A 26288-nucleotide genomic window follows, 5' to 3' on the forward strand; every position below is an offset into this window, starting at 1 on the left:
CTACGGAGCCCGTCTGTGTACACGGGGTCATTCAGGGGGCCAGGACCATTCCCGCGCCCACATCCGACGCGGCGGCGTCGAGCCGCAGCGTCTGCTGGGTGAGCGTCGACCACAGGTCGCGACCGCGGCGCCCGGTGCTCTGCGCCCACAACGCGGCGAGGCCCGCGACATGCGGCGTCGCCATGCTGGTGCCGCTGATGGTGTTGTAGCGCTTGGGGTCCACCGCCACCGGCCACGACGAGTAGACGTCGACACCGGGTGCGGCCACGTCGACGCCACCACCGTCGACGGCACTGCTCCGCGCGGAGAACGGGGCGACGGCGAGCGCGGTGTCGATCGCGGCGATCGCCATGATCGACGGACTGTTGGCGGGGACGCCGACGAATCCGGGATCGGTCGGGCGGTTCGCGTTGTTGCCCGCAGCGGCCACGATCAGGGTTCCGGCGGCCAGGGCGCGACGACCCACCGTCTCGTAGGCCTGCGACACCTGGTCCACGTCGGCGCCCAGCGACATCGACACCACGTGGACCCCGTTGGCCAGTGCCCAGTTCAGGCCGGCCAGGATGCCCGCGTCGGGGCCGCCGCCGTCGTTCGAGAGCACCTTGCCGACGAAGATCTCCGCCTCGAACGCGATGCCGTAGCGACGGCCGGTCGTCGGGCGCTGCGGTCCGCACGACGTCCCCACGCAGTGGGTGCCGTGCCCGTGCCCGTCCTGCGGCTGCTCACCGGACACGAACGACTGCGCGGTGATCGCCCGGCCGGCGAGGTCGGGGTGGGTGAGGTCGACACCGGTGTCGAGCACGGCGACCTTGATGCCGGCACCGGTCGCCGCCGAGGCGGGCACCCGGGTCGCCTGCAGTCCCCAGGTGAACTCGTCGGTGTCGGCGAACGGGCCGGCGGGTGAGGCAGCGGCGACACCCGCGCCCGTGAGGCGATCGGTGAGGTCACTGACGCCGTCGCGGTAGCCCCGCAGGTAATCGGGGGAAGCGGTCCGGATCCGTTGCACCCGTTCGGGTTCGATGAACCGGATCGATCCCTGCGGCGAGCACTGCGCATCCAGTGCGGCGAGTTGATCGGCGTCGGCGTCGACGATCGCGACGCCGAGTTCGGCGAAGATCGTCGCCTGCGCCGACCGGCTCTGGTCGACGTCGAGCACCTGACCCTCGTAGTCCCGCGTCGAGGCGACCTCGGAGAAGCCCGCCACCGAACGCAGAGTGGTTGCGTAGGTGTCACTTCCGTCGCCGGGAGCGAAGACGACGATCCGGCGTCCGGTGTCGCCTGCGCCGGCGGTACCCGTGTTCTCGATCATCGATTCCCCTTCTCGATCCGTCGCTGTCGATCGTCGTCGGTGACCTGCGTTCCACGAGTCATCAACTGATGCACATACCCTAATAGGGCGCTCCGACAACGCTGCTGCGTCGCCGCATCGAGTAGATTGTCGGCAGTCGCGGGATCGTTCCGCGACCGGTGACCCCCCAGCAAAGGATGCGCGACGATGCCCCTGCACGGCCTTCTCGGAAAAGCGGTGACCACGGTGGTGACCGGCGCGGTCGGTGCGGCCGCCTACGACCTGGCCCGCAAGGCGTACGCGAAGTCCTCGCCCCGCGACACCGCGGTGGTCCTCACCTCGTGGGGCCTGCGCGGCACCCGCAAGGCCGAGGCCGCCGCCGAGAACGCACGGCTCGCGGTCGCCGACGTCGTGGCCGAGGCGAAGGGCCGGATCGGCGAGGAGGTCACCCCGCCCGGGGCGGCCGACACCGGCCACGATCACCAGCACTGAGCCGGTCACCGCTGTGACATCCCCGGTCGTCCTGTCCGACGCCGCCGGACGGCTGCGTGTCCGCGTCGACTGGCTGCGCGGCACCACCACCGGCGCGGTGGCCATCGAGGAGTCGGTACTGCGGCTCGCCGGTGTCCGCGCCGTGCACGCCTATCCGCGATCGGCGTCGGTGGTGGTCTGGTACCGCACCGGTCAGGTCGCCGTCCCCGAGGTGCTCACCGCGGTCGCCGCCGCCCACGACACCCCCACCGATCTGCTCCCGGCACGCGCCCCCTACTCGGCGGAGGTCGCCGGCGGCGACATCCTGCGCATGAGCATCGGCGGTGTCGCGTTGGTGCTGCTCGGTTTCCGGCGCTACGGGCTGCGTCGCCCGCAGCTGCTCGGGCCCACCAGTCGCCTGGCCGCCACCGGCGTCACCATCGTGACCGGTTACCCGTTCCTGCGCGGCGCGCTGCGCTCGCTGCGGGGCGGTCGGGCCGCGGGCACCGACGCCCTCGTGTCGGCGGCGACGGTGGCCAGTCTGCTGCTGCGCGAGAACGTTGTCGCGCTCACGGTCCTGTGGCTGCTCAACATCGGCGAGTTCCTGCAGGACCTCACACTGCGGCGCACCCGTCGCGCCATCTCCGACCTCCTGCGCGGCAACCAGGACACGGCCTGGGTCCGCGGTGCCGACGGCACCGAGGTCCAGGTCGGCATCGAGACGCTGCAGGTCGGTGACGAGGTCGTCGTGCACGACCACGTCGCGGTCCCCATCGACGGCGTGGTCGTCGACGGCGACGCCCTCGTCGACCAGTCGGCGATCACCGGAGAGAGCCTGCCGGTCGCGGTGGCGGTGGGTCACCAGATCTTCGCGGGCTCGGTGGTCGTGACCGGTCGACTGGTGCTGCGTGCGCAGGCCGTCGGCGACAACACGACGATCGGGCGCATCATCTCCCGCGTCGAGGAGGCCCAGCACGACCGCGCGCAGATCCAGACCGTCGGCGAGAACTTCTCGCGCCGTTTCGTGCCCGCGTCGTTCGCGTTGTCGGCGTTGACCTTTGCCGTCACCCTCGACGTGCGCCGCGCCATGACGATGCTGCTCATCGCCTGCCCGTGTGCGGTCGGGCTCGCCACCCCCACCGCGATCAGTGCGGCCATCGGCAATGGAGCGCGGCGCGGCATCCTGATCAAGGGCGGGTCGCATCTCGAGCAGGCCGGCCGGTTCGACGCCGTCGTGTTCGACAAGACCGGAACGCTCACCCAGGGTCGCCCGGTCGTCACCAACGTCGTCTCCTTCCACGATGCGTGGCAGCCCGAGCAGGTCCTCGCCTACGCGGCCAGTTCGGAGATCCATTCCCGACATCCGTTGGCCGAGGCCGTGATCCGCTCCACCGAGGAACGTGCCATCGCCATCCCGCCGCATGAGGAGTGCGAGGTGCTCGTCGGGCTGGGCATGCGGACACGCGCCGACGGACGCACCCTGCTGCTGGGCAGTCCGTCGTTCCTGTCGGGCGAGGGCGTCGCGGTGACCGACGACGCCGACCGCTGGGTCGACGATCTGCGCCACCGCGCCGAGACCCCGTTGCTGCTCGCCGTCGACGGTGAGCTCGTCGGGTTGATCAGTCTGCGTGACGAGGTCCGCGCCGAGGCCGCGCAGGTGATCGACGATCTCCGCGCGGTCGGGGTGACCCGCATCGTCATGCTCACCGGCGACCACCCGGTGACCGCCGCCGCGGTCGCCGCCGAACTGGGCATCGACGAGTGGCGCGCGGAGGTGCTGCCCGACGACAAGCTCGAGGCGGTGCGCGCGCTGCAGGAGTCAGGCCACGTGGTGGCGGTCGTGGGCGACGGCATCAACGACGCACCGGCGCTCGCCGCGGCCGACATCGGGATCGCGATGGGCCTCGGGGGCACCGATGTCGCGGTCGAGGCCGCCGACATCGCGCTGGCGGGCGACGATCTGCGGCGTCTGGTCGATGTCCGTGAACTCGGTGGCCGAACGGTCGATCTCATCGGCCAGAACTACGGGATGTCGATCGCGGTGAACGCCGTGGGCCTGCTCGTCGGTGCGGGTGGGGCGTTGTCGCCGGTGTTGGCGGCGATCCTGCACAACGCGTCGTCGGTGGCAGTGGTGACCAACAGTTCGCGCCTCATCCGACACCGCCTCGACCCGGCGACCGTCTGACCCGGCACCTCAGGTGACGGCGGCGCGCAGCCGCTCGAGGAACGGCCGTTGTGAGGCAAGGATCTTGGTGTCCGCGGTCGGCAGGTCGAACCACTCGACGCGATCCATCTCGGGGAAGCTCTGCAGCGTTCCCGACCGCGGTGGCCACTCGATCTCGAAGGTGTTGCTGACCGCGACGGTCACGTCGATGTCTCCGGCAACGGCCCATGCGGTGACGATCTTGCCGCTCGACTGACGCACCTCACCCAGGTCGACCGCAGGGCCGTCGGGCACCGCGATGCCGACCTCCTCGACGAACTCGCGTCGGGCCGCGTCGAGGGGATCCTCGTCGGTGTACTCGCCCTTCGGGATCGACCAGGACCCGTCGTCCTTGCGGGCGTAGAACGGACCGCCGGGGTGGCCCAGCAGGACCTCGATCCCGTCGCCGGTGCCGCGATGGATCAGGAGCCCGGCGCTACGCCGGGGCATGCAGGTCGCTCACGGTGGCCGGCGGTGGCGCGGCGGGCGACGGACCGACATCGCGCAGGGAGATCATCGAACCGATCAGCACCGCCGCCACCGGGGAGACGACGCCCCACGACCCCACCGCGGTGAGGACGATCACAGTCAGCATCGGATCATCCTGAACCGCCGCGGCCCGTGGACCAAATCAGACGTCGGCGCGCCCCGTTCAGAGTTCGCCGCGCACCGGATAGGAGTCGATGGTGCCCGCCGCACCCACCGACACCGATGCCGCGCCGACGGCATCGGCGACCGCGATGTTCATCGGCTCCCCCGTCGCCAGGCGCCCGGCGAGTAAGCCGACGAACAGGTCGCCCGCCCCGGTGCTGTCGACCACCCGCACCGTCGGCGCGGGACTGTGCCCGCTGCCGTCGTCGGTGACCCAGACGGCGCCGGATGCGCCGAGGGTCGCGACGACGCTGAGCGCACCCTGCTCGCGCAGTGCGGTCGCCGCGGCGGTCGCCGACGCGATGTCGCCGACCGCCTGGCCGGTGAGTTCGGCGAGTTCGTGCTCGTTGACGATCACCGGGTCGCATCGCCGGAGCGTCGGCGCCGACACGGGCCCGGCGGGTGCGGCGTTGAGGACGAACCGACCTCGCGTGTGGGCGGCCGTGTCGTCGACCACGGTGGGCGGGATCTCGAGCTGACACACCACGACGGCTGCGGCGCCGACGCGGGCCGCTTCGGACTCGTCGAGGCGGTCCCAGGCCCGATTGGCGCCGCCGACCACCACGATCGTGTTCTCGCCGTCGGCGACCGTGATGTGGGCCGCACCGCTCTCGTGGCCGTCGACCGCTACGAGCATCGCGACGTCGACGCCGTGATCGTGCAGGCCGCGGCGGAGGAAGTCACCGTGCGCGTCGGCTCCGACCCGTCCGATGAACGCGACCTCGTCGGCGACGATGCGGGCGGCGACGGCCTGGTTGGCGCCCTTGCCGCCGACATTGCGTCGCGACGCCGTCGCCAGCACGGTCTCCCCCGGGAGCGGGATCCGCTCGACCTCGGCCACCTCGTCGACGTTGATCGAGCCGACCACGACGACCGTCCCGGTTCCCTGTGCTGCACCCGCCATGCGAGCGATCATGCCCGTTCACCACCGCCGCGCCGCGCAGTAGTCTCGATCGAGGATCGCAGGTACGCACAGACCGACAGGGGTGCAGCGTGGACGTCGACGTCATCGTGGTGGGAGCAGGCCTCGCGGGTCTCGTCGCTGCCCACGAACTCACCAGTGTCGGGCACCGTGTCGCGCTGCTCGACCAGGAGAACGCCGAGAATCTCGGTGGTCAGGCCTGGTGGTCGTTCGGAGGGCTGTTCTTCGTCGACAGTCCCGAGCAGCGCCGACTGCGTGTGAAGGACTCGTTCGATCTCGCCTGGCAGGACTGGCGCAACAGCGCCCGGTTCGACCGGCTCGACGACGAGGACTCCTGGGCCGTGCAGTGGGCCCGCGCCTACGTCGAGTTCGCCGCCGGAGAGAAGCGTCCGTGGCTCGACGGCCACGGTGTGAAGTTCCTGCCGACCGTCGGGTGGGCGGAGCGCGGTGGTCTGCGCGCCGATGCCCACGGCAACTCCGTGCCGCGTTTCCACGTCGCGTGGGGCACCGGTACCGGTGTGGTCGAGCCGTTCATCGCCCACGCGCACCGCGCCGCCGCGGCGGGCACCCTCACCTTTCACCACCGCCATCGCGTCGACGCGATCATCCGCGAGGGCGGCGCGGTTGTCGGTGTCAGCGGAACCGTCCTCGCACCCGACCGTGCCGTGCGTGGCGCACCCACCTCGCGGGAGGTGATCGGTGATTTCGAGCTGCGGGCCCAGGCGGTGGTCGTGACGACCGGCGGTATCGGCGGCAACCACGACCTGGTGCGCGAGTTCTGGCCGGAGCGTCTCGGCACCGCACCCTCCACGATGATCACCGGTGTCCCGGAGTACGTCGACGGCCGGATGCTCGGAATCGCCGAGCAGGCCGGCGCGCGCCTGGTGAACCGGGATCGCATGTGGCACTACACCGAGGGCGTGCAGAACTGGAACCCCATCTGGGCCTCTCACGGCATCCGGATCCTGCCGGGTCCGTCGTCGATGTGGTTCGACGCACTGGGTCGACGACTCCCCGACCCGTGCCTTCCTGGCTTCGACACCCTCGCCACCCTCAAGCACCTGCGGACCACACCCGACATCGCCGAGCACGACCATTCGTGGTTCATCCTCAACCAGCGGATCATCGCGAAGGAGTTCGCGCTGTCGGGATCGGAGCAGAACCCCGACATCACCAGCAAGAGCAAGCTCGCCATGGCCCGCGAGCGCCTGAGCTCGTCGGCACCGGGACCGGTCGATGCGTTCATGCGCCGCGGCGCCGACTTCGTGGTCGCCGACACCCTCGAGGAGCTCGTCGCGGGGATGAACAAGCTCACCGACACCGAGCTGCTCGACTCGCTGGCGATCCGCGAACAGATCGAGGCCCGCGATTCCCAGCTCGACAACGCCTACAGCAAGGACAGCCAGATCATGGCCATCCGCAATTCGCGGGCGTTCATCGGTGAGCGGCTGGGCCGAACCGCCGCGCCCGGCAAGATCCTCGACCCCGAGGACGGCCCGCTGATCGGTGTGAAGCTGCACGTCATCACCCGAAAGTCGTTGGGCGGCATCCAGACCGACCTCGACTCCCGTGTCCTCGATTCCGAGGGTGTCGCGATCGACGGCCTCTACGCGGCCGGCGAGGCCGCCGGGTTCGGCGGCGGCGGGGTGCACGGGTACAACTCGCTGGAGGGCACGTTCCTCGGTGGCTGCCTGTTCTCGGGGCGCACCGCCGGACGCGCCGCCGCATCAGCACTGGGAGGCAACTGACCGTGGCCGAGACACTGCGCGATCACGGCGATCCCGGTGACGCACCCTCGGTGCCCGCACCGTTGACACCGGTCACGAACGACGCGCGGCCGAGTGCCGCAGAGGAGGCTCGCACCATCGCCGCCTCCACGTCGACGGCGACGCTGGCGAGCCTCACCGCCGATGGTGAGCCCTGGGCCTCGTACGTGACCTATGGATTGCTCGACGGTCAACCGGTGCTGTGTGTCTCGCACATGGCCGAGCACGGTCGCAATCTCTCCGGCGATGCGCGCGCCAGTCTCGCGATCGTCGCCCCCACCACCGATCCCGATCCGCTCGCGAGCGGACGGATCACGCTCGCCGGTCGGGTCGAGCGCCCCACGGGCGACGAGTACACCGCGGCACGCGAGGCGCATCTCGCGGCGGTGGCGGCGGCGAAGTACTACATCGACTACAGCGACTTCACCCTGTGGGTGCTGCGGGTGGAGCGCGTGCGCTGGGTGGGCGGCTACGGCCGGATGGATTCGGCCTCGGCTGCGGATTACCTGGCGGCGCAGCCCGATGCGGTGTCGCCGAAGGCGGCCGGCGCGATCGATCACCTCAACGACGACCACGCGGACTCACTGACCGCGATGGCCCAGGCACTCGGCGGCTTCCCCGATGCGACCGGCGCGACGTGCACCGCGGCGGATCGCTACGGCTTGGATCTCAAGGTGTCGACGCCCCGCGGGATCGCCTACACCCGTGTCGGATACGCGGCGCCGATCGATTCCATCGACGATCTCCGTGCGGCCACCGTCGAACTGGCCAAGCGGGCACGCAGCTAGGCGGCGTCGAGCAACGCGCGGAGTTGTCGTTCGACGAGACTGACGGGCTGATCGTGGTGGCCCGGCGGTGCCGGCGCGCGCGAGACATGGCTGTGCCCGGTGGGTGTGGTGAGAGTGGCTGTATGTCGGCCGGTGTCGACGTCGGTGACGACTGTCCAGCCGGGGTTCTGTTTCGCGCGGTTGTGGCTCGCGCACATGCCGAGGCCGTTGCGGGCATTGGTCTGTCCGCCTCATGCGTAGGGGTCAGCGTGGTCGTATTCGGCGATCGGAGCGTCGCAGTACGGGATGCGACACGACTCATCACGCAGGTCGAGAAAATGCTTGAGCCCGGTCGGGAACAGACGCGCGGTGGAGTCCATCGCGAAAAGCGCGCCGCTCGTCGGGGCCTTGTAAACGCGGCGCAGTGTGGTGGCCACGTCGGCGTCGAGGGACTCGGCGATGAGACCGCGAGCGGTGTGCGCAGGGATCGGTCCGTACCCGGTGACATGGGCGGCCGCACTGCCGTTCCCGGCCAAGACCTCGTCGGACATCACGACGTTCACCGCCACCGGCAGAGCGTCGACCGTCGCGGCACCGGTGATCTGCTCGACGAGAGCATCGGCCATCACCTGCGCGTGCGTGCGGTCGTCGACGCCAACGGTGGCATCGGCATGCTTCTTCAACGCCGCGTACACCGAGCTCCCCGACACCAACGGCAGCAACGCCGACAGCCGCACCATCCCGTCGGGCGCGGGTCGGGTCGACACCCGACGATCTTTCGCCGCCTGGGCGTGCCGGTCGACCACTGCCTGTGGACTCGGTGAGCGCACCGGACGCCAACGCCGCACGGGTGTAGGGCATCTCGCGCATCAACGCACGCGCGAACCCGAGGTGCCGACCACCAGCAGAGCCGGAGGCTTTGCGTGCGAGTGCGACCTCTGCCGCCAACCCACGACCCTGGCGAGCCCTGGGTACGCCGGCGGCGGTCTCCGATTCGAGACGCAGTTCCTCGAGGCGCATGGTCTGCTTTGCCTGCGCTGCAGCACATGCCGCCTTCGCCGACTCGAGAAGTGCGATCTGGTCGACCGCCGACGCTTCGGTGTCCGCGGGTGGGAGGTCGCCAAGAGACGACAAGACCGCCTGCAGCGCAACCACTCCTGCGTCCTGCGTGGTGTCCATGATCCCCCCGAATCATCCATCGAATACATGTTCGAGTATACCTGCGTTCACCGACACATGCCGCGACGAATCTTCGCGGCTAGCATGAGCCACCATGCAGATCCCGGGTGTGGTCGCGATCGTGAACAAGCACGTGACAAATCGCGTGCAGGGTCTGTGGGCGGGGCTGATCCCGCCGTGGGCGGTCGTCCTGCACACCGGCCGGACATCCGGGCGTGCGTACCGGACGCCCGTCGTCGGTTTCCACACACCCGAGGGATTCGCGATACCCGTTCTCTACGGCCCACGCACTCAGTGGGTCAAGAACCTGATTGCCGCGAACGGCGGCGAGATCAGACGGGCCGGCAGACGCCATGAGCTCGTCGACCCGAGAGTGGTTCCTGCAGAGGAGATCACCGCGAGCGGGGTCGCCGGCAGATACACCCGTGCCGGCACCTGGACACTCGTCGCGACCATCGGCCCACGCATCTAGCACCTGTCGAAAACGGCTCGCGCAGTCTGCGATCGGCCACCTACCCTCGGATCCATGCACATCGCGATGATCGGCACGACAGCCCCCAGCCACATCTACCCGTCGCTGGCCGTGATCGCCGAACTGGTGCGACGCGGACATCGGATCACCTACGCGGTGGGCCGATCGGCCGCGTCGATCGTCGAGCCGTACGGCGTCGAGATCGTGTCGTGGGAGTCGGTTCTCCCGCAGGGCCAGGATGCGTGGCCCGACGATCCGGCGTCGGCGATGCACGTGTTCCTCGACGAGACGATCGCGGCGTTCCCTGTGCTGACCGGTTTCTATGACGACGATCGACCTGATCTGCTTCTCTACGACATCGGCGGTATGGCCGCACCCGTGCTCGGTGAGCGTTACGGCGTACCCGCGGTCCAGCTGTCACCCGCGTACGTGGCGTGGGACGGGTACGCCGAGGATCTCGCCGACGCCATCGGTCCGCTGCGCAGTTCGGCGACCGGCGTGCGATACCACGACGTGTATGCGGAGTGGTTGCGCAGCAACGGTATCGACACCGACCCGTGGGACTGGATCACCTATCCCGAGCACTGCCTGTCGCTCATCCCGAGGGTGATGCAGCCGCACGCCGATCGCGTCGGCGACCATGTGCAGTTCGTCGGACCGTGTCTCGACCCGGTGCGCCTGGCCGATCGCAGCTGGACCCCACCCGACGGGAAGATCCTCTACGTGTCGTTCGGCACCGGCTTCAACGAACAACCCGACTTCTACCGTCTGTGCATCGACACGTTCGCCGGCACCGACTGGCTGGTGGTCATCTCCATCGGCCACCGCGTCGACCCCACAGACCTCGGTGAACTCCCGCCGAACGTGCAGGTGCATCAGCACGTCCCGCAGCTCGCGGTCCTCGACGCCGCGTCGGTGTTCATCACCCACGCGGGGATGGGCGGCTGCACCGAATCGCTGTGGTTCGGGGTGCCCACCGTGGCGATCCCTGCGGCCGTCGATCAGTTCGGCAACGCCGACATGCTCGTCGAACTCGGAGTGGGAGTGCAGTTGTCGCAGGCCGAGGTGACCGCCCAGACGCTCTCCGACGCCGTCGCCGCCGCCGAGCGTCTTTCCGTCCGAGCCGGCGAGGTCAGCGCCGAGGTCCGCGCCCACGGCGGTGTCGCGGCCGCCGCGGACGCGATCGAGCAGTTCCTGGCCTAGAAGCTCACCGTCGGCGGCGCCTGCTGGCKGTCMCCCGCCCGGCCAGGCGTCAGAAACTCACCGTCGGCGGCGCCTGCTGGCTGTCCCCCGCCCGGCCAGGCGTCAGAAACTCACCGTCGGCGGCGCCTGCTGGCCTTCGGGCGCCTTGTAGAACTCTCGGGTCGAGACCTTGGCGAAGCCGGCGAAGAACATCCACGGGATGGTCTGGACGAGAGTGTTCAGCGTGGTGACCGCGTCATTGTAGAACTGGCGGGCAAAGGAGATCTGGTTCTCGGTCTCGGCCAGCTGGCCCTGCAGATCGAGGAATCCCTGATTGGCCTTGAGATCGGGGTAGGCCTCGGCCACGGCCATCACGTCGACGAGCGCCTTGTTCAGCTGTGCATCGGCGGCGGCCTTCTCGGGCACCGCATCACCTTGCGCCGCGGCCGCGACCCGCGAACGCGCCTCGGTGACCGCCTCGAACACGCCCTTCTCATGGGCCGCATAACCCTTCACGGTGTTCACGAGGTTCGGGATGAGGTCGGCCCGTCGCGTCAGCTGGACGTCGATGCCACCGAGCGCCTCCTGGGCGCCGATGTCGGCCTTCTTCAGTTTGTTGAATCCGATGACACCGAACGCCACGGCGGCGACGATGAGCACCACGATCACGATGAGAGCGATGAGCACGAGGACCTTCCTTTTCTCGAAAGATATTGCTGGTTACCAGGACCCGCCGCCGCCACCGCCGCCTCCCCCACCACCGGAGAACCCGCCCCCGCCACTGCTGCTCGACGACTGTTGGGTGGCCTCGTAGGAGGAGATCGAAGAAGCGACCGACGAGGTGAAATCCGACGAGAAGGAGCTCATCGAGCCCAGTCCGTATCCGACGCCGAGTCCGTGACCGGTGTTGAGATATCCGGGCGTCGGCGGCTCCTGTCGGTTCGCGACGCGGTATTTCTCGGCCCACTCGTCGGCGACGTCGAACGCGACGGCCCAGGGGATGTACTTGGTGTAGAGCTCGTGGCGCCCGCTGAAGTCGAATCGCGCCTCGCTCGAGGGGGTGCCCAGCACCCTGCGGAATCCGCCCAGCTGCGACCACACGTCACGACCGCGCTTGGTGCGGAACGTCATCGCGCCGGGCGCCAGAACCGGCACCGCGACGACGGCGAAGACCGCGAACGGCAGACCGAACATCGACCGGTCGAACGGGTTGATGAAGTAGAACACCGCGGCGGCGATCACCCCGACGACCAACAACACGCGCCCGGCTCCGCCGAGGCCGGCACGTTCCATGAGCCCCGCGGTACGGGCCCACCCCGACACCGAACCGTCGAAAGCCCGTCGCGACTCGCGTAGTGACTTGCCGCCCTCGGCGTCGTCGGGATCGGCGACGAAGGTCTGCCCCGGCGCGATGCCGAGGGTCGACGCGGCCTGCCGGGTGACGGTGTCGAGTGCGTCCCAGTTCCCGTCCTTGCCGCTGATCCGCCAGGTGGTGCCGTCTTTCTCCAGCGTCGCGACCCCCGCCTCGCCGAGTTGCAACATGGTCGCCGCGAAGTGGTCGTCGGTGACCGTCTCGGTCAACAGGTAGGCGCCCTGCGCGGGTCCGATGCCCTCGGGAGGGCCGTACATCAGCGGGAAGGCCGGCGAACTCTCGTGGGTGGTGCGCACGATGAGCCACGCCGCGATGCCGGCCACCACAGCGAGCACGCCGATCACGACGACCAACCACACCGAGCGGCCGAGGACGGGATCGAGGGTCACCGACCAGGGCACGCTCACCCGCCCCGGTGCGGGTACGTCGAGCGAGGACTGCACGGTGACCGGCGTGTGCGGCTCGAGGGCACCGGTCACGACCATCAGCGACTTCCCGGTCGTGGTCGCCGTGCAACCGGTGTCGGACGCCGCGCCGACGGCACAGCGGGTGTCCTGCGGTGCGGCAGGCAGGTTCACCGTCAGCGCGCTGCGCTCGATCGGCATCTGCCAGCCACCGGGGATCAGATTCCAGTAGAACTGCGCGCCGTCCCGCCCGCTCAGCGGCGCCGACAGCGCACCGGGCACGGTGTAGGTGATGACGTAGACGTGCGAGCCGGTGATGGTCTCGTCGGCGTCGCCGATCTTCGCCACCACGTACCGTCCGCCGCTCTCGGTGCTCACGTCGAGGCCGTCGGGGCGTCCGTCGCGGGTCACCCCGATGTCCTTCGGGACCAGTCGCGCGTCGGGGTTATTCGGATCGACCACGTCGAAGAAGCGGAAGATGCCGTGGCGGTAGAGCGGGAAGTCGACGCGGAGGGTCTCGGTGGCGCGCAGCGTGCCATCGCGGGCGACGTCGAACTGGGCCTGGTAGTCGGTGATGGTGGCACTCTCGGTGCCCGACGCGGCGTCGTCGCTGGAGGCGAACACCACCGGGGCGAACATCGCGGCGAGTGCCACGATGAGCCCGACCAGCACCAACACCGCACGCCTCATGGCGCGGAGCCTACTGTGCCGAGGTGTTCATCCGCTCCATCTCGAGCGCGAACTCGGTGGCCATGCGCTCGGCGAGGGCGTTCGCCGCCGACAGCGGCCGCACCATGACGGTGAACTCCTCGATGAGGCCGTCCGCGTTCGTGTGCAGGATGTCGCACCCGTTCACGCTGCGGCCGTTGATCTCGGCCTCGAAGATGAGGACGTGGTCGTCGCCGTCGTCGATCTGCCGCACGTAGCGGAAGTCCTCGAACACCCGGAACACCGCACGTAGGATCCCTGCGGTCACCGGGCGACCGGAGTAGGGCTTGAACGCGACCGGCGACCGGAAGACGACGTCCTCGGCCAGCAATCGCTCCATGGCCTCGTGGTCGGCGGTCTCCACTGCGTCCCGAAATGCCTGCACGTCTGCTCCCTGCGTCGCGTAAAGGTGGTGAGTGAACGTCTTACCGGAATTCTATGCTCAGGTCCATAGCTCGTGAGCGAAAGGCATCCATGCCCGACTCCCCCGCACCTCTGCGCGGATACCTCAGCGACAACGCCGCCGGCGGGGCTCCGGAGATCCTGGCCGCGGTCACCGCGGCGTCGTCGGGACTCGCGGCTCCCTACGGCAACGACGAGCACTCGCGAGCACTGGTCGCGAAGGTCGCCGACGTGTTCGAGCGGCCGGCCGATGTGTTCGCCGTCGGCACCGGGTCGGCCGCGAACGGCATCGCCATCGCCGCGCTCACGCCGCCCTGGGGGTCGGTGCTCGGTCATCGCACCGCCCACATCGACACCGACGAGGCCGGAGCCCCGGAGTTCTTCGCCGACGGCGCGAAGATCGTGGGGCTCGACGGCGCGGACTCGCGCATCGACCCCGACGCCCTGCGCGCTGCGGTGGCTCGCCGACGCGGTGACGTCCACAGCGTGCAGCCCAGCGTCCTGAGCATCACCCAGGCCACCGAATCGGGCAGCGTCTACGGCCTCGACGAGATCCGGGAGCTGTCGCGTATCGCCCACGACGCCGGGCTGCGGGTGCACATGGACGGCGCGCGATTCGCCAATGCCCTGGTGGCGCTGGACGTCACCGCGGCGGAGATGACCTGGCGCAGCGGCATCGACGTCCTGTCGTTCGGTGCCACCAAGAACGGCGCGCTCACCGCCGACGCCATCATCTCGTTCGACCCGGCCCTGCGCACCGAGTTGTCCTACCGCCACAAGCGCGGTGGTCAGCTGACCTCGAAGATGCGGTTCCAGACCGCACAGCTGCACGCGTACCTCACCGACGATCTCTGGCTGCGCAATGCGCGCCACGCCAACGCGATGGCCGCACGCCTGCGCGAGGGACTCGCGCAGGCACCGGGGGTGCGGATCCTCGGCGACCTGGCGGCGAACATCCTGTTCTGCCACTTCCCCGAGGACCTCATCGCCGGCCTGCTCGACCGCGGCTACGGCTTCTATCACGATCGCTGGGCACCGGGCACGGTCCGTCTCGTGACCTCGTTCGTCCACCGCGAGAACGACATCGACGACCTCCTCGCCGCGGTCGCCGACCTCACGCGTCGCTGACGGACCCCTCGGCGGGACCGATCAATTCGGCGACGATCTTGCCCGAGAGCATCACGAGCGGTAGCCCGCCACCGGGATGCGAGGAGCCTCCGACGAGGTAGAGCCCCGGTATGCGGGATTCGTTGCCCGGGCGCAGGAACGCCGCGCGGGGACCGTTCGACGACGATCCGTAGATCGAGCCCCCCGGGGTCAGGGTGCGGCGTTCGAGTTCGGCCGGTGAGAGGATCTGCCGGTGGCGCACTCGCGCACGCACGTCGACGCCGCGGTCGGCCATGATCTCGAGGATCCGGTCCGCGTAGTCCTCGGCCAGACCGGGTGCATCCCAGTCCATTCCGGCCTCGGGGTCGTGTCGCGGCGCGTTGACGAGAACGAACCACGCACCGGCGTCCGGCCCGGGGACGATCGCGGGATCGTTCGGTGCGCTGATGTAGACCGTGGGTCGCTCGACCGGTCGGGGTCCACCGTTGCGGCCGAAGAGGGCGTCGAACTCGGCGTCGTAGTCCTCGGCGAACAGGATCTGATGGTGGGGTTGATCGACGGGCGGATCGTCGACCGCGAGCAGCAGCACGAATCCGGAGAACGACGGGGTCGGTGTCCGGACACGTTTCGCCATCCGAGTCGCGGTCGGCGTGCGGATGAGCTCGCCGTAGACGGTCCGTGCGTCGGCGTTGGCGACCACGGTGTCGGCGGAGATCCGGCGCCCGTCGGCAAGGCTGATCCCGTCGGCACGTCCCGTGGGGTCGGTGGTGATCGCGGTGACCTCGACGCCGAACTCGATACGTCCCCCGAGCGCGTCGAGCCGCTCCTGCAGTGCCGTGGCGATACGACCCAATCCGCCTGCCACATACCATGATCCGTAGGCCTGCTCCGACCACGGCACGGTCGCCAGCGCGGCCGGCGCGCGACGAGGGTCGGACCCGGTGTAGGTGGCGTACCGGTCGAGCAGCATGCGCAGCCGCTCGTCCTTCAGGTACCGACGACCCAACCCGCGCATGGAGCGCAGCGGCGAGATCGCAGCCAGGGCCGACAACGGCGGGGGCGGTCGCCGACGCATCGCGGAGACGGTGAGCGGCGACTCGAGGAACATCTCCCGCGAGAGATCCCACATCCGTTCGGCGCGGCGCAGGAACGCCGACCACTCGTCACCGCGACCGGCGCCGAGTGCTGCATCGATGGCAGCCGGGATCTGTGCGAGCTCACCCGGCATGTCGAGGACGGTGCCGTCGGGGAAGCGGTATTGCGCGGCGGTGTCGAGGCGCTGGAGGTCGAGGACGTCGTGCACCGACACCCCTGTCGCGGCGAACAGATCCTCGAGGATATCGGGGAGGGTCACCAGCGACGGCCCGGTGTCGAAGACGAACCCGTCACGCTCGATCACGCCGAGCTTGCCGCCCGCGGTCTGCGCCTGCTCGAACACGGTGACCCGATGCCCGGCCGCGGCCAGGCGCACAGCAGCGGAGAGACCGCCCACGCCGGCACCGATCACGACGATCTCGGTCACTCGCAGCACTCCACCCCCTCCATGGTGCCATCCGACGGGGATGGCACCCGGTCAGGCGGGTCGGTCGATCCGTTCGGCGGCCTGGTCTGCCCAGGCCTCGGCCAGGGTGTCTCGGCGTGTGTCGTGCCCCTGGATACCCACCACGCGCCACCCGTCGCCGAGCCGGGCGGTCTCGAAGTGGACTGCGAGTCGCTGGATCTCGAACTCGTTGGCGCGACGTCGCGACCAGATCGCCTCGATTGCAGCTCCCGAGGGGCTGTAGACGGTGACCTTCCGGTCGGGCACCACGGTGTGGTGGTAGTCGTTCTCGCGCAGAGGGCGGTGGGTCTCGGCGAGAAACGCCGACACGTCGGCCTCGGTACGGCACCAGAACGATGTCCCCGAGACGCTCACGTGCATCGGCGTGCCCCAGAAGCGGTGGATGAACGCAGGATCGGCGTCGCCCTGTGCGGCAGCCACCCACTGCGGGAAGTACTCCTCGAAGAACCAGGCGACGACCTCCGCCTCGACCGATACGGGGTTCTGTCCCGCGGTTTCGCTCATCGCCCCAGTCAAGTGGCAGAGCACTTTCGGCACAATGCCCGTCGGCCGGCCGGCCGTCCAGAATCGCCCCCCCGCATGGTGAACCCGAACAGCCGGATGGTGGTTCACTCGCTGAGCAGTGCGGCCTCCGCCAGCGCGACCCACGAGCCCAGGTGCGGATCGTCGGCCGGATCGCGTCGCTCTATCGCGTAGGTGAGCGCGACACCGCGCATGCTGGTGTTGAGCACCTCGCGCACCATCGGGTAGTCGGAATGGGCTGCGAGATCGTCGCCGAAGAAGGTGTCGGTCGACGCGCGCACCATCGCGCCCATCGAGCGTTCCTCCGGGAGCAGGGCCTCGCGCAATCCCTCATGCGACCGCGCGGCCACCCACAGTTCCACCGACGCCCAGAAATACGGTTGCGCGTACGTCGCCCACATCGTGGCGACGGCTTCGGCGATCCGGTCTCGCGGATCGTCCGGCCAGTCGGTGCGCGAGCCGAGATCCGCGACCCGCTCGGCCGCGAGGTGATGCACCGCGGCGACGAGCAACTCGTCACGTGAGGGGAAATGGTGCAGCAGCCCACCGCGTGAGACACCCGCCTCCTTCTGGATCCGCAGGGTGGTGGCGTGGGCGTACCCTTCGTCGACGAGTACGCGGACCGCGGCGTCGAGGATCCGACGCTTGGCCTGTCGGCTGCGTTCCTGCTCGGGGCGGGTGCTGGTGGTCATCGCCACCACTATCTCAGCCGGTGACGTCGCGACCGATGAGGTTGCGCGCGATCACCCACTGCTGCAACTCGTTCGCACCCTCGAAGATCTCGAGGATCTTCGCATCGCGATAGAGCTCCTCGAGGCGCACCGACTCCCCCGTCTCGGCGATCTGACGGGCGAACCCGAAGCCGCCGTGGATCTGCAACGAGTCACGGACGGTGTCGACGGCGACCCGCGTCCCGTAGGCCTTGGCCATCGCCGCTTCGGGTTCGGCGGCCCGGTCGCCGAGGTCGAGACGCATGGCCGCCTTCTGGTAGAGCGAACGCGCACATTCGATCTCGGTGGCGCGCTGGGCGAGGGTGAACTGCCAGTGCTGCATCCGCCCGAGCGGCCCTCCGAACACCTGTCGCGTACGCAGTCGGTGCACCGCGAGATCGAGCGCCGCCTGCGCCACACCGACACCGGCGGCGCCGATGCCGATCCTCCCGCGTGTGAGGCACGACAGCGCCACCGACAGGCCACCGCCCGGTGTGCCGAGCAGATGCTCACGGGGCACCACCACGTTGTCGAGGACGATGTCGGCGGTGATCTGCCCCCGGTGGCCCATCTTGAGGTCCGGCGCACCGACGCGCACACCGTCGGCGGTGAGGTCGATGAGCAGCATGTTCATCCGCTGCCCCGTCTTCACCAGCACCGCAGCCCATTTCGCGACCACACTGTTGGTGATCCACCGCTTGCGGCCGTTCACCACGAATCCGGTGTCGGTCTCGGTGGCGACGGTCTGCAACGTCTCGATCGACAGGTCGCTGCTCGCGTCGGGTTCGGTGGTGGCGAACGAGAAGGCCTGCTCACCGGAGATCAACCGCGGCAACAGCTGGGACTGCATGTACTCGGTCGCGAAACTCAGCGCCTGGGGTACGAGGATGCACTGTCCGTCGTAGACGCCGGCCATCGACGACGAATGGTAAGCGATCTCCTCGGTCACCGTGCAGGTGCCGAGCATGCGGTGGTGTAGTCCGCGTCCTAGGGGACCGTCGAAGGGCACCGCGAACATGCCGGCGTCGGCGAGACCTCTGAACGCATCCCACGGGAAGTTCTCGACCGACTCCTCCTGCGACCCGATCCGTCGCGCCACAGGGGCGACGGTCTCCTCGACGGCGCGGCGCGCGTCGGCTCGCAGCTCGGCGATCTCGGCGGGCAGCCAGATGTCGTGCGACATGGTGTCCTGCGTGCGCGGGACCTCGTGGGTGGTGAGGGTGCTCGTCATGGCCCTGCTCGATTCGATCGGGGTCGGCTGTCCGCACCACAGAAGCACCGATCCACCAAACAGTCAACACTGACTGTTTATCGAGAATGCGAAGGACATCGCCGACGACCATGACCGAATGGGGAGCGTCGCGAACCGCGCGAGATATGCGGAGAGGGGCGACCAGATACGAAGTAGAAGAGTGGAGCTAGGGAGAATCGAACTCCCGACCTTCTCGATGCGAACGAGACGCGCTACCAACTGCGCTATAGCCCCTGGTACAACTCGACAACTCTAGCAAAGGGTGGCGGCCCGGAAAAAACGCGAGGTCAGAGGCCGTCGAAACGAGCGACCATCGTCTTCGGGGCACGCCTGCGCCACGCGTCGGTGAGCAGGTCGAACACGACCTCCGGGTCGGCCTCGGCCAGCGTCACCGCGACGGCCGACGGCTTCGCGCCCCACATCACCGTTGTGCACCAGTCGAATTCGGCGACGGTCTCGTCGATCTGGTCCTCCGCCACCATGATTCGCACGACGACATCGTCGGGTCGGGTGGCGAGCACGTTCTTCCGGAAACGGATGGCACCCATTCCGTGGTGATCACCGATGGTGACCTCCGGGAGTTCGACGGCGCGGGCGCACAACGACTCCCAGCTCAGGGTCACTGCCCGACGACTCGCTGCAGATCGGAGTCCTCGCGCATCACGCGACGACGCTGGAAGGGCGGTAGGTGCTCGAAGACGGGGTGCTCGTCGTCGATCTCCAGCACGACGGCACCGGGGCGGCGCAGATGCAGCGGGATCTCGTCGTCGAGCGGGCCTCCGGCGTCATCGTGGTCGCGCACACCGGGTCGCATCTGACGGCCGGCCCGCGCGGCGCGAGCCGCCCGCTGCCGACGGATCCGCTCCTCGACGCGCACTGCGCGACGCAGGAAAGCCATGTAGCCGACGAGCAACGCCACGCCGACGCCGGTGACCGCCCAGCCGATCCCCCCGAGGAACACACCGACACCGATGCTCGCGACGGCGAGGACGGCGAGGACCATCACCACACGCTGACGGGAGCGGTAGCGGGTCTCGCTGCGACGGGAGTCCGCGTCGGCGTCGTATCCCCCACGACCGCGACGGGTCAGGGGTTCGGCGACGACCTCGTACTCGTCGGCGTCCTCGAGCTCGTCGTCAAGCTCGTCGACCTCGGAGTCGGACTCGTCGATCTCGTCGGCGACGTCCTCGATCTCGGCGTCCTCGGCCACGTCATCGGTCTCGGCGGTGACGGTGGTCTCGGACTCGCCGGTGATCGGGGTGTCCGTCGACACGGCCTCATCGGCCTCGACCGACTCGGCGTCGTCGATGACGTCGTCGATGACGTCGTCGGCCTCGACCTCGGCACGCGCATCGGCGTGATCGTCGGCGTCGTTGAGCAGTTCGCCGCGCTTGCGGTACTCGCGCGCCGGGGCGACCCACTCGGCGTCATGCGGGTGGCGGCCGCTGGCGACCTTGCTGGTGGCGCGGGCCATGGCCCGTCCGCCGCGGTTGATGACGCGCGTGGCCAACGTCGCCTCGGTGGTCTTGCGCACCTCGGGGCGCCCCTTGATCACCATCGGGACCAGCACGAACAGCCAGATCGCCACCAGACACACCCACAGAACCGAATTCGGCATGATCGGGGCTCTCCTCTCCGTGCGAACCGCTCGCGACACGTCACCGCAACCACATCAGTCACAGGCTCGAACTCAGGCTAAGGCGACACGGGCTCGGACCAGCGCAGACGCGCCGACGACGCGATGACTTCGGGACTGGGGAGTTCCAGGGGAAGACCTCAGGAGGGGAACGCGGCGCGACCGCTGCGCACGAGCGCCTCGGCGGCGCTGGATGAGATCTCCTCGACGGTGAGGCCGAACAGCAGGTGATCGCGCCACCCGCGGTCGACGTCCATGTACCGCTCGAGCAGGCCCTCGGTGCGGAACCCCACCTTGGTCAGCACCGCCCGCGACGCGAGATTGGTCGGCTGCACCGTCGCCTCGAGACGGTGCAGTCCGACGGCACCGAAGCAGTGGTCGACACCGAGAGCGACCGCGGCGGTCGCGACCCCCTGGTTGGCGAGGGCGTTGTCGATCCAGTAGCCGATCCACGCGTTGCGCAATGCGCCCCGCTGGATGTTGCCGATGGTGAGCTGGCCGGCGAACTGACCGTCGACCTCGATCACCAACGGCAGCATCGCCCCGGCCTTGGCCTCGCGGCGAAGAACGGAGTGCAGTGCCGGCCAGGAGGTGATGTGGTGGCGGTCGGCCCAGTCGCCCTGTCCGGTGGGTTCCCACGGCATGAGCGTGTTCTGGTTCGCGATGCGCAGATTGCTCCAGGGGCGGGCGTCGCGCATCCGCACCCCGCGCAGGGTCACGGCGCCGGCGCGGGTGACGAGCGGGCCCAACGCAGCAGGCCACCCGGGGTGCGAGGCACCGCTGCCACCGGTCAACCGTCGGATCACAGGGGGAACTGTATTACCCGCGCTGGGCGAGGAAGGCGACATCCACCTCGTCGCCGGTGCGCACCTCGTCGACGTCGGCGTCGACCATCACCAGACAGTTCGCCTCGGCCAGTCCGGCCAACAGGTGTGACGACCCGCTCTCCGAGGTGCCGATCACCTGCACGAGGTACTCGCCGGTCTGCTCGTCGCGCATCAGCTGACCCCGCAGGTAGCCCTTGCGGCCCTGCACCGAGGCGATCGGACCGACCGTGCGGGCGCGGATCACCCGGCGCATCGGCTTGCGCTTGCCGAGCGCGATGCGCACCAGCGGGCGGACCATCACCTCGAACGCCACCAACGCGCTCACGGGGTTCGACGGCAACAGGAACGTCGGGACCTCGTCGCGCCCTAGCTGGCCGAACCCCTGCACCGACGCCGGATGCATCGCGATCCGGCCGACGTCGATGTCGCCGAGGGGTCGCAGCGCATCGCGGATGTTGTCCGATGCGGTGCCGCCGAGCGGCGCGCAGATCACCACGATCTCCGAACGGATGAGCTGTCCCTCGACCACATCGCGCAGTTGCGACGCCTCGCGGCTCGCGATGCCGACCCGGTTGACGTCGGCACCGGCGTCGCGGGCGGCGGCAGCCAACGAGTAACTGTTGACGTCGAAGACCTGTCCGGCGCCGGGAGTCCGGTCGATGTCGACGAGTTCGCCACCGACCGAGATCACCGACAGGCGCGGGCGCGGATGCACCAGCACGCGCGTACGGCCCACGGCAGCAAGCAATCCCACCTGCGCGGCGCCGATGATGGTGCCGGCGCGGACGGCGACGTCGCCGGGCTGGACGTCGTCGCCGACCCGGCGCACGTAGTCGCCGCTCTCCACGGCGTGCCCGACTTTCACCTTCGACAGACCACCGTCGGTCCACCGCAGCGGCAGCACCGCGTCGGCGAGGGTCGGCAGCGGCGCACCGGTCTCGACGCGCACGGCCTGTCGGGGCTGCAGCCGGGTGGGGGTGCGGGCACCGGCGGCGACCTCACCGACCACGGGCAGCACCACCACGACGTGCTCACCGGGAGCCTCGGAATCGTCGGACGCGACGACCCCCGCCTCGGTCACGTCGACACTGCGCACGGCGTATCCGTCGATGGCCGCCTGGTCGAACCCGGGCAACGGGTTCTCGGTGACCACCTCTTCGGCGCACAACAGACCCTGGGCCTCGGAAATGGCCACACGCACCGGACGCGGCGCCACGGCAGCCGCCGTGACCCGGGTCAACTGATCTTCGACCGACCGCATCTCGCCTCCTGACGTCGTTTGACGTTAACCGGTCGGAGGCACCAAACCCGTGCGCGACGCGGTGTGGTGGCCGGGTCGGCGGTGATCGGTCAGTCCTGCTGGAGTCGCCATTCGAGGAACTCACGCAGGTCGGGACCGTAGTCGTCGCGGTCGAGCGCGAAGTCGACCGCCGCCTTGAGGTAGCCGCCCGGGTTGCCCAGGTCGTGTCGGGTGCCGTGGTGGATCACCACGTGCACCGGGTGGCCCTCGGCGATGAGCAGGGCGATGGCGTCGGTGAGCTGCAGTTCGCCACCGGCGCCGGGCTCGATGCGGCGCAGCGCGTCGAAGATCGCGCGGTCGAGGATGTAGCGACCCGCCGCGGCGAGGTTGCTCGGGGCGTCGGCCGCGTCGGGCTTCTCCACCATCCCCTTGAGGCGCATCACGTTCGGGTTGTGGGCGTCGGGGAGCTCCTCGACGTCGAACACGCCGTAGGCGCTGATCTTCTCCGGCGGGACCTCGATGGCGCACAGCACCGTGCCGCCGCGCCGCGCGCGGGTACGGGCCATCACCTCGAGCACACCACCGGGCAGCACCAGGTCGTCGGGCAACAGCACCGCGACGGCGTCCTCGTCGTCGGCGAGCAGCGGTTCGACACAGCCCACGGCGTGGCCCAGACCCAGCGGCTTGTCCTGGACGACGGAGGCGACCTCCATCAGCGACGGCGCGTTGCGCACCTTCGCCAGCATCGCGTTCTTGCCGCGCTTCTCCAGCGTCGACTCGAGCACCAGATCCTCGACGAAGTGCGCGACGACACCGTCTTTACCGGGCGAGGTGACGATCAGGAGTCGTTGCGCCCCGGCCGATTTCGCCTCCTCGGCGACCAGTTCGATCCCGGGGGTGTCGACCACCGGCAACAGTTCCTTGGGGACGGTCTTCGTCGCCGGGAGGAACCGTGTGCCGAGCCCGGCGGCGGGCACGATGGCCGTCCGCGGGAGCGGTGGTGTGTTCGGTACCGACTCGTACTCGACCCCTTGGGATCCCATTCCCTACCCTTCCGTCGCGCGAACACGCGTCCGCTCCGTCGTACCCATGGCTCGTGTCCGTGTGGCGGGCACGCAACCGTATGTTCCCGAACTGACGACCTACTGTGAATCTAACGGGTGGATGATGAACGTGAGGGGTGGAACCCATGGGCGGTGCGGTTGTTCACATGATCGGGTGGCGGAGCACCCTGCGGGTCCCGCGCCGGTGACCGACACCGTCGCCGACGCCAAAAGGGCCCTGCGCAGCAGGTTGGTGACCGCACGCACCGAGCGCGACCCCGACGTGCGCGCCGCCGACGGCGAGGCGCTCGCACGGTGGCTCGACGCGGCGCCGGTGCCGCTTCACACCGGCGACACCGTGGGCGCCTACGTCTCGATCGGTACCGAACCCGACACCTCCGCCCTGCTGTCCGCGCTGGCCGAGCGGGGGCTGCGGGTGCTGGTGCCCGTGACCGCCGACGGCCCGGCGACCGCACTGACCTGGGCGCGGTACACCAGCCGCGAGGATCTCGCGCCGGGCCGGTTCGGCCTGCGCGAGCCCACGGGCGAGCGCCTACCGACCGATGCGATCGACACCGCGTCGCTGGTCTTCGTGCCCGCACTGGCCGTCGACCGGGCGGGGACGCGGCTCGGGCGCGGCGCGGGGTACTACGACCGATCGCTGACGACCACGACCGCGGTCCTCGTCGCCGTGGTCCACGACGCCGAACTCCTCGCAGAGGTGCCCGGCGACGGTCACGACGTCCCGATGGGGTGGGCGCTGACGCCGCACGCGGGCTTCACCCGTCTGACCCGCCCCGGCGCAGTTGGCACTCAAACGCGGCGAGTGCCAGACCAGCGCTAGAATGAGGGCCGGCTCGCGGCGCGAGCACCCACGTTCTCGAACTCGTTCGACTCTCTCACCCTCGGAGGTACCCGGTGCCGACCTACTCGTACGCCTGCACGCAGTGCGACAACAAATTCGACATCGTCCAGTCGTTCACCGACGACTCGCTCACCGAGTGCCCCGTGTGCGGCGGTCGGCTGCGCAAGCTGTTCAACTCGGTCGGCATCGTGTTCAAGGGCAGCGGTTTCTACCGCACCGACAGCCGGTCGGGATCGACCGCGTCGGAGAGCGCGAGCAGCGACTCCTCGAGCTCGGACTCGTCCAAGTCGGATTCGTCGAGCAAGTCGGACTCGTCGAGCACCAAGAAGGACTCGAGCTCCACGACGTCGACGAGCTCATCGGGCGGTTCGGGGTCGGGCAGCTCCGGTTCGGGTAAGGGCTCGGGCTCGACCTCCTCGGCTGCCGCGTCCTGATCGGTCCACAGCTACCGGCGCTCCCCAGGGCCTGACCGCATCGGGTCGCCGGCGTCGTCGTCTGTCCCTAGCGTCGCCGCCATGGCCGAGCGCACCCGTCTGTCCCCCACCCTCACCGACCGCCTGCGCACCACGGCGCGGCCCGGCTGGGTCCGCACCCTGGCCGTACGCCGTGTCGCGGCGATCGTGCTGCTCACCGCCTCGATCGTGATGGCCGTGGTGGCCCACCGTGGCGAGCAGCTCGCGACGGTGCTGGTGGCCGCGCACGACCTCACCCCGGGCTCGGTTCTGGTGGCCGGCGACCTCGTCGACGCACAGGTCGCCCCGGGATCGGTCCCCGAGGGCGCCCTGCGCATGGACCGCGACGGGGTCGGCCGTACGGTCACGAGCCCGGTACGCGGCGGGGAGATCCTGACCGACTGGCGCCTGCTGTCGGCGCGGCTGCCCGCACAGCTCGTCGGCGACCCCGACGCACGACTGGTCCCCATCCGCCTCGCCGACGACGCCGTCATCGACCTGCTGCGATCGGGCGACGTGGTCGACGTCCTCACCGAGTCGGCGGACACCGACTCGCCCGGCCAGGGACGAGGCGGGCCGGGCGGGGGCCGCGTACTGGTGCGGGGCGCGGTGGTGGCGGTGGTGCCCGCGCACGATGCCCGCGATCGTGGGGGCCGGGCACCGGTGGTGATGCTCGCGATGCCCGAACGCGACGCCCACGCCGTCGCGGGCACCGCCTTGGCGGCGCCGGTGACCGTCGTGTTCCACTGATCGGACCGCACATCCGCACGGGTCCGAGGTCAGCTGGCTACGATGTGCCCACACACGATGTGACCGGGGCAGTGTCACATCGCACATCGGAGCGAGGAGGCATCCACATGATCAAGGGTTTCAAGGAATTCCTGTTGCGCGGCAACGTGATCGATCTGGCGGTCGCGGTGGTCGTCGGCGCGGCGTTCAGCGCGATCGTCAAGGCGTTCACCGACAGCATCATCCAGCCGCTCATCAACTCCGTCGGGGGCACCGATCAGGCCCAGGGCCTGGGTTTCCTGATCCGCGACGGGCAGGCCAACACTTTCGTCGACTTCGGCACGCTGATCACCGCTGCGCTGAACTTCCTCATCATCGCCGCGGTCGTCTACTTCGTCATCGTGATGCCGTTCGAGAAGCTGAAGGCGTTGCGCGCCAAGCAGGGTGATGACGCCGCTGCCCTCACCGAGGCCGAGCTGCTCACCGAGATCCGCGACCTCATCGCCCAGCAGGGTTCCGGCACCACCTCCCCGGCCCCCAAGCACGAGCAGTAGGGC

Annotated in this window: 27 protein-coding genes, 1 tRNA gene and 1 pseudogene; 11 read left to right on the top strand and 18 right to left on the bottom strand. The window is 69.5% G+C overall.

Translation table 11 applies throughout. The annotated features are described in order from the left end of the window. Positions 1-31: 31 nt before the first annotated feature. Positions 32-1309, bottom strand: a complete 1278-nt coding sequence (locus ASG12_RS16330) for a S8 family serine peptidase (protein ID WP_055791826.1) — start codon at positions 1307-1309, stop codon at positions 32-34. Positions 1310-1495: 186 nt separating this feature from the next. Here ASG12_RS16330 and ASG12_RS16335 point away from each other — a divergent pair, with 186 nt between their 5' ends. Both ASG12_RS16335 and ASG12_RS16340 read left to right on the top strand, forming a co-directional pair. Further along, the gene (locus tag ASG12_RS16335; protein WP_055791828.1) at positions 1496-1780 is read left to right on the top strand and encodes a DUF1490 family protein; all 285 of its coding nucleotides are present in this window, start codon (positions 1496-1498) and stop codon (positions 1778-1780) included. A 13-nt stretch (positions 1781-1793) separates the two neighbouring features. Continuing rightward, complete coding sequence (locus tag ASG12_RS16340; protein ID WP_082502068.1) at positions 1794-3944, top strand: heavy metal translocating P-type ATPase; 2151 nt, start codon at positions 1794-1796, stop codon at positions 3942-3944. Between the two features lie 9 nt (positions 3945-3953). Here the strand turns inward: ASG12_RS16340 and ASG12_RS16345 are convergent, their stop codons facing one another. Genes ASG12_RS16345 through ASG12_RS16350 form a run of 3 tightly spaced genes read right to left on the bottom strand, consistent with a single transcriptional unit; the run spans position 3954 to position 5517 of the window. Then, the gene (locus ASG12_RS16345) at positions 3954-4412 is read right to left on the bottom strand and encodes an NUDIX domain-containing protein (protein WP_055791831.1); all 459 of its coding nucleotides are present in this window, start codon (positions 4410-4412) and stop codon (positions 3954-3956) included. Beyond that, positions 4399-4557, bottom strand: coding sequence for a hypothetical protein (locus ASG12_RS21780; protein ID WP_156378142.1), 159 nt, complete (start codon positions 4555-4557; stop codon positions 4399-4401). The genes ASG12_RS16345 and ASG12_RS21780 overlap by 14 nt, the downstream gene beginning before the upstream one ends. Before the next feature lie 57 nt (positions 4558-4614). Next, positions 4615-5517 carry a ribokinase gene (locus ASG12_RS16350; RefSeq protein ID WP_055792243.1) on the bottom strand — a complete coding sequence of 301 codons (903 nt, stop codon included), beginning with the start codon at positions 5515-5517 and terminating at the stop codon, positions 4615-4617. Positions 5518-5606: 89 nt separating this feature from the next. On the opposite strand from ASG12_RS16350, the gene ASG12_RS16355 reads away from it, so the two are divergent. Then, on the top strand, positions 5607-7283 hold the full coding sequence (locus tag ASG12_RS16355; protein WP_055791834.1) for an FAD-binding dehydrogenase: 1677 nt from the start codon (positions 5607-5609) through the stop codon (positions 7281-7283). Between the two features lie 2 nt (positions 7284-7285). Continuing rightward, positions 7286-8089, top strand: a complete 804-nt coding sequence (locus ASG12_RS16360) for a HugZ family pyridoxamine 5'-phosphate oxidase (RefSeq protein ID WP_443089102.1) — start codon at positions 7286-7288, stop codon at positions 8087-8089. Here ASG12_RS16360 and ASG12_RS21340 read toward each other — a convergent pair. Further along, positions 8086-9247: pseudogene (locus ASG12_RS21340) on the bottom strand (HNH endonuclease). The gene ASG12_RS16360 and the pseudogene ASG12_RS21340 overlap by 4 nt on opposite strands. A gap of 94 nt (positions 9248-9341) precedes the next feature. On the opposite strand from ASG12_RS21340, the gene ASG12_RS16375 reads away from it, so the two are divergent. Next, positions 9342-9719 (top strand): nitroreductase family deazaflavin-dependent oxidoreductase, encoded by a 378-nt coding sequence (locus tag ASG12_RS16375; RefSeq protein ID WP_055791843.1) that lies wholly within the window; start codon positions 9342-9344, stop codon positions 9717-9719. Positions 9720-9773: 54 nt separating this feature from the next. After that, entirely contained in the window at positions 9774-10922 is a 1149-nt protein-coding gene (locus ASG12_RS16380) for a macrolide family glycosyltransferase (RefSeq protein WP_055791846.1), read from the top strand. Between the two features lie 102 nt (positions 10923-11024). Here ASG12_RS16380 and ASG12_RS16385 read toward each other — a convergent pair whose 3' ends face one another. The 3 genes from ASG12_RS16385 to ASG12_RS16395 are packed head-to-tail and all read right to left on the bottom strand — an operon-like array spanning position 11025 to position 13770. Next, the gene (locus ASG12_RS16385) at positions 11025-11588 is read right to left on the bottom strand and encodes a LemA family protein (protein WP_055791849.1); all 564 of its coding nucleotides are present in this window, start codon (positions 11586-11588) and stop codon (positions 11025-11027) included. A 33-nt stretch (positions 11589-11621) separates the two neighbouring features. After that, positions 11622-13367, bottom strand: coding sequence for a DUF2207 domain-containing protein (locus tag ASG12_RS16390; RefSeq protein WP_082502071.1), 1746 nt, complete (start codon positions 13365-13367; stop codon positions 11622-11624). 10 nt (positions 13368-13377) lie between these two features. Then, on the bottom strand, positions 13378-13770 hold the full coding sequence (locus tag ASG12_RS16395) for a nuclear transport factor 2 family protein (protein WP_082080368.1): 393 nt from the start codon (positions 13768-13770) through the stop codon (positions 13378-13380). Positions 13771-13859: 89 nt separating this feature from the next. On the opposite strand from ASG12_RS16395, the gene ASG12_RS16400 reads away from it, so the two are divergent. Beyond that, positions 13860-14915, top strand: a complete 1056-nt coding sequence (locus tag ASG12_RS16400; protein WP_055791853.1) for a threonine aldolase family protein — start codon at positions 13860-13862, stop codon at positions 14913-14915. Here ASG12_RS16400 and ASG12_RS16405 read toward each other — a convergent pair. The 10 genes from ASG12_RS16405 to ASG12_RS16450 all read right to left on the bottom strand — a co-directional run bounded on the left by ASG12_RS16405 (position 14902) and on the right by ASG12_RS16450 (position 23685). After that, positions 14902-16416: a phytoene desaturase family protein gene (locus ASG12_RS16405; RefSeq protein WP_055791856.1), complete on the bottom strand. Its 1515-nt coding sequence runs from the start codon at positions 16414-16416 to the stop codon at positions 14902-14904. The two genes, ASG12_RS16400 and ASG12_RS16405, sit on opposite strands and share 14 nt — an antisense overlap. A gap of 51 nt (positions 16417-16467) precedes the next feature. Further along, positions 16468-16959, bottom strand: a complete 492-nt coding sequence (locus ASG12_RS16410; protein WP_055791859.1) for a DUF6841 family protein — start codon at positions 16957-16959, stop codon at positions 16468-16470. Positions 16960-17063: 104 nt separating this feature from the next. Beyond that, on the bottom strand, positions 17064-17669 hold the full coding sequence (locus ASG12_RS16415; RefSeq protein WP_055792247.1) for a TetR/AcrR family transcriptional regulator: 606 nt from the start codon (positions 17667-17669) through the stop codon (positions 17064-17066). A 13-nt stretch (positions 17670-17682) separates the two neighbouring features. Then, positions 17683-18918 carry an acyl-CoA dehydrogenase family protein gene (locus tag ASG12_RS16420; RefSeq protein WP_055792250.1) on the bottom strand — a complete coding sequence of 412 codons (1236 nt, stop codon included), beginning with the start codon at positions 18916-18918 and terminating at the stop codon, positions 17683-17685. 182 nt (positions 18919-19100) lie between these two features. Beyond that, a tRNA-Ala gene (locus ASG12_RS16425) sits at positions 19101-19173 on the bottom strand. A 53-nt stretch (positions 19174-19226) separates the two neighbouring features. After that, complete coding sequence (locus tag ASG12_RS16430) at positions 19227-19562, bottom strand: hypothetical protein (protein ID WP_055791862.1); 336 nt, start codon at positions 19560-19562, stop codon at positions 19227-19229. After that, positions 19559-20557, bottom strand: coding sequence for a divisome protein SepX/GlpR (sepX, locus tag ASG12_RS16435; RefSeq protein WP_055791866.1), 999 nt, complete (start codon positions 20555-20557; stop codon positions 19559-19561). The genes ASG12_RS16430 and sepX overlap by 4 nt, the downstream gene beginning before the upstream one ends. Positions 20558-20715: 158 nt before the next feature. After that, positions 20716-21381 carry a GNAT family N-acetyltransferase gene (locus ASG12_RS16440; RefSeq protein WP_443089103.1) on the bottom strand — a complete coding sequence of 222 codons (666 nt, stop codon included), beginning with the start codon at positions 21379-21381 and terminating at the stop codon, positions 20716-20718. Positions 21382-21394: 13 nt separating this feature from the next. Beyond that, positions 21395-22663: a molybdotransferase-like divisome protein Glp gene (glp, locus tag ASG12_RS16445; RefSeq protein WP_055791871.1), complete on the bottom strand. Its 1269-nt coding sequence runs from the start codon at positions 22661-22663 to the stop codon at positions 21395-21397. An 89-nt stretch (positions 22664-22752) separates the two neighbouring features. Continuing rightward, positions 22753-23685, bottom strand: coding sequence for a UTP--glucose-1-phosphate uridylyltransferase (locus tag ASG12_RS16450; protein ID WP_045823980.1), 933 nt, complete (start codon positions 23683-23685; stop codon positions 22753-22755). A 205-nt stretch (positions 23686-23890) separates the two neighbouring features. On the opposite strand from ASG12_RS16450, the gene ASG12_RS21345 reads away from it, so the two are divergent. From ASG12_RS21345 to mscL, 4 genes are all read left to right on the top strand, one after another. Then, positions 23891-24529, top strand: coding sequence for a 5-formyltetrahydrofolate cyclo-ligase (locus ASG12_RS21345; RefSeq protein ID WP_055791874.1), 639 nt, complete (start codon positions 23891-23893; stop codon positions 24527-24529). A gap of 74 nt (positions 24530-24603) precedes the next feature. After that, a complete protein-coding gene (locus ASG12_RS16460; protein WP_055791877.1) occupies positions 24604-24984 on the top strand; it encodes an FmdB family zinc ribbon protein in 381 nt (126 codons plus the stop codon). Between the two features lie 81 nt (positions 24985-25065). Further along, entirely contained in the window at positions 25066-25752 is a 687-nt protein-coding gene (locus tag ASG12_RS16465; protein ID WP_055791880.1) for an SAF domain-containing protein, read from the top strand. A 107-nt stretch (positions 25753-25859) separates the two neighbouring features. Further along, on the top strand, positions 25860-26285 hold the full coding sequence (mscL, locus tag ASG12_RS16470) for a large-conductance mechanosensitive channel protein MscL (protein ID WP_055792253.1): 426 nt from the start codon (positions 25860-25862) through the stop codon (positions 26283-26285). Positions 26286-26288 lie beyond the last annotated feature (3 nt).

The organism is Williamsia sp. Leaf354, from assembly GCF_001424365.1.
Lineage (GTDB): Bacteria > Actinomycetota > Actinomycetes > Mycobacteriales > Mycobacteriaceae > Williamsia_A.

What these genes read in the sequence shown, in the direction of transcription:
- ASG12_RS16330 (WP_055791826.1), bottom strand. Translation starts at nt 1,309, where the DNA reads ATGATCGAGAACACGGGTACCGCCGGCGCAGGCGACACCGGACGCCGG.
- ASG12_RS16335 (WP_055791828.1), top strand. Translation starts at nt 1,496, where the DNA reads ATGCCCCTGCACGGCCTTCTCGGAAAAGCGGTGACCACGGTGGTGACC.
- ASG12_RS16345 (WP_055791831.1), bottom strand. Translation starts at nt 4,412, where the DNA reads ATGCCCCGGCGTAGCGCCGGGCTCCTGATCCATCGCGGCACCGGCGAC.
- ASG12_RS21780 (WP_156378142.1), bottom strand. Translation starts at nt 4,557, where the DNA reads ATGCTGACTGTGATCGTCCTCACCGCGGTGGGGTCGTGGGGCGTCGTC.
- ASG12_RS16350 (WP_055792243.1), bottom strand. Translation starts at nt 5,517, where the DNA reads ATGGCGGGTGCAGCACAGGGAACCGGGACGGTCGTCGTGGTCGGCTCG.
- ASG12_RS16375 (WP_055791843.1), top strand. Translation starts at nt 9,342, where the DNA reads ATGCAGATCCCGGGTGTGGTCGCGATCGTGAACAAGCACGTGACAAAT.
- ASG12_RS16380 (WP_055791846.1), top strand. Translation starts at nt 9,774, where the DNA reads ATGCACATCGCGATGATCGGCACGACAGCCCCCAGCCACATCTACCCG.
- ASG12_RS16390 (WP_082502071.1), bottom strand. Translation starts at nt 13,367, where the DNA reads ATGAGGCGTGCGGTGTTGGTGCTGGTCGGGCTCATCGTGGCACTCGCC.
- ASG12_RS16400 (WP_055791853.1), top strand. Translation starts at nt 13,860, where the DNA reads ATGCCCGACTCCCCCGCACCTCTGCGCGGATACCTCAGCGACAACGCC.
- ASG12_RS16410 (WP_055791859.1), bottom strand. Translation starts at nt 16,959, where the DNA reads ATGAGCGAAACCGCGGGACAGAACCCCGTATCGGTCGAGGCGGAGGTC.
- ASG12_RS16415 (WP_055792247.1), bottom strand. Translation starts at nt 17,669, where the DNA reads ATGACCACCAGCACCCGCCCCGAGCAGGAACGCAGCCGACAGGCCAAG.
- ASG12_RS16420 (WP_055792250.1), bottom strand. Translation starts at nt 18,918, where the DNA reads ATGACGAGCACCCTCACCACCCACGAGGTCCCGCGCACGCAGGACACC.
- sepX (WP_055791866.1), bottom strand. Translation starts at nt 20,557, where the DNA reads ATGCCGAATTCGGTTCTGTGGGTGTGTCTGGTGGCGATCTGGCTGTTC.
- glp (WP_055791871.1), bottom strand. Translation starts at nt 22,663, where the DNA reads ATGCGGTCGGTCGAAGATCAGTTGACCCGGGTCACGGCGGCTGCCGTG.
- ASG12_RS16450 (WP_045823980.1), bottom strand. Translation starts at nt 23,685, where the DNA reads ATGGGATCCCAAGGGGTCGAGTACGAGTCGGTACCGAACACACCACCG.
- ASG12_RS16465 (WP_055791880.1), top strand. Translation starts at nt 25,066, where the DNA reads ATGGCCGAGCGCACCCGTCTGTCCCCCACCCTCACCGACCGCCTGCGC.
- mscL (WP_055792253.1), top strand. Translation starts at nt 25,860, where the DNA reads ATGATCAAGGGTTTCAAGGAATTCCTGTTGCGCGGCAACGTGATCGAT.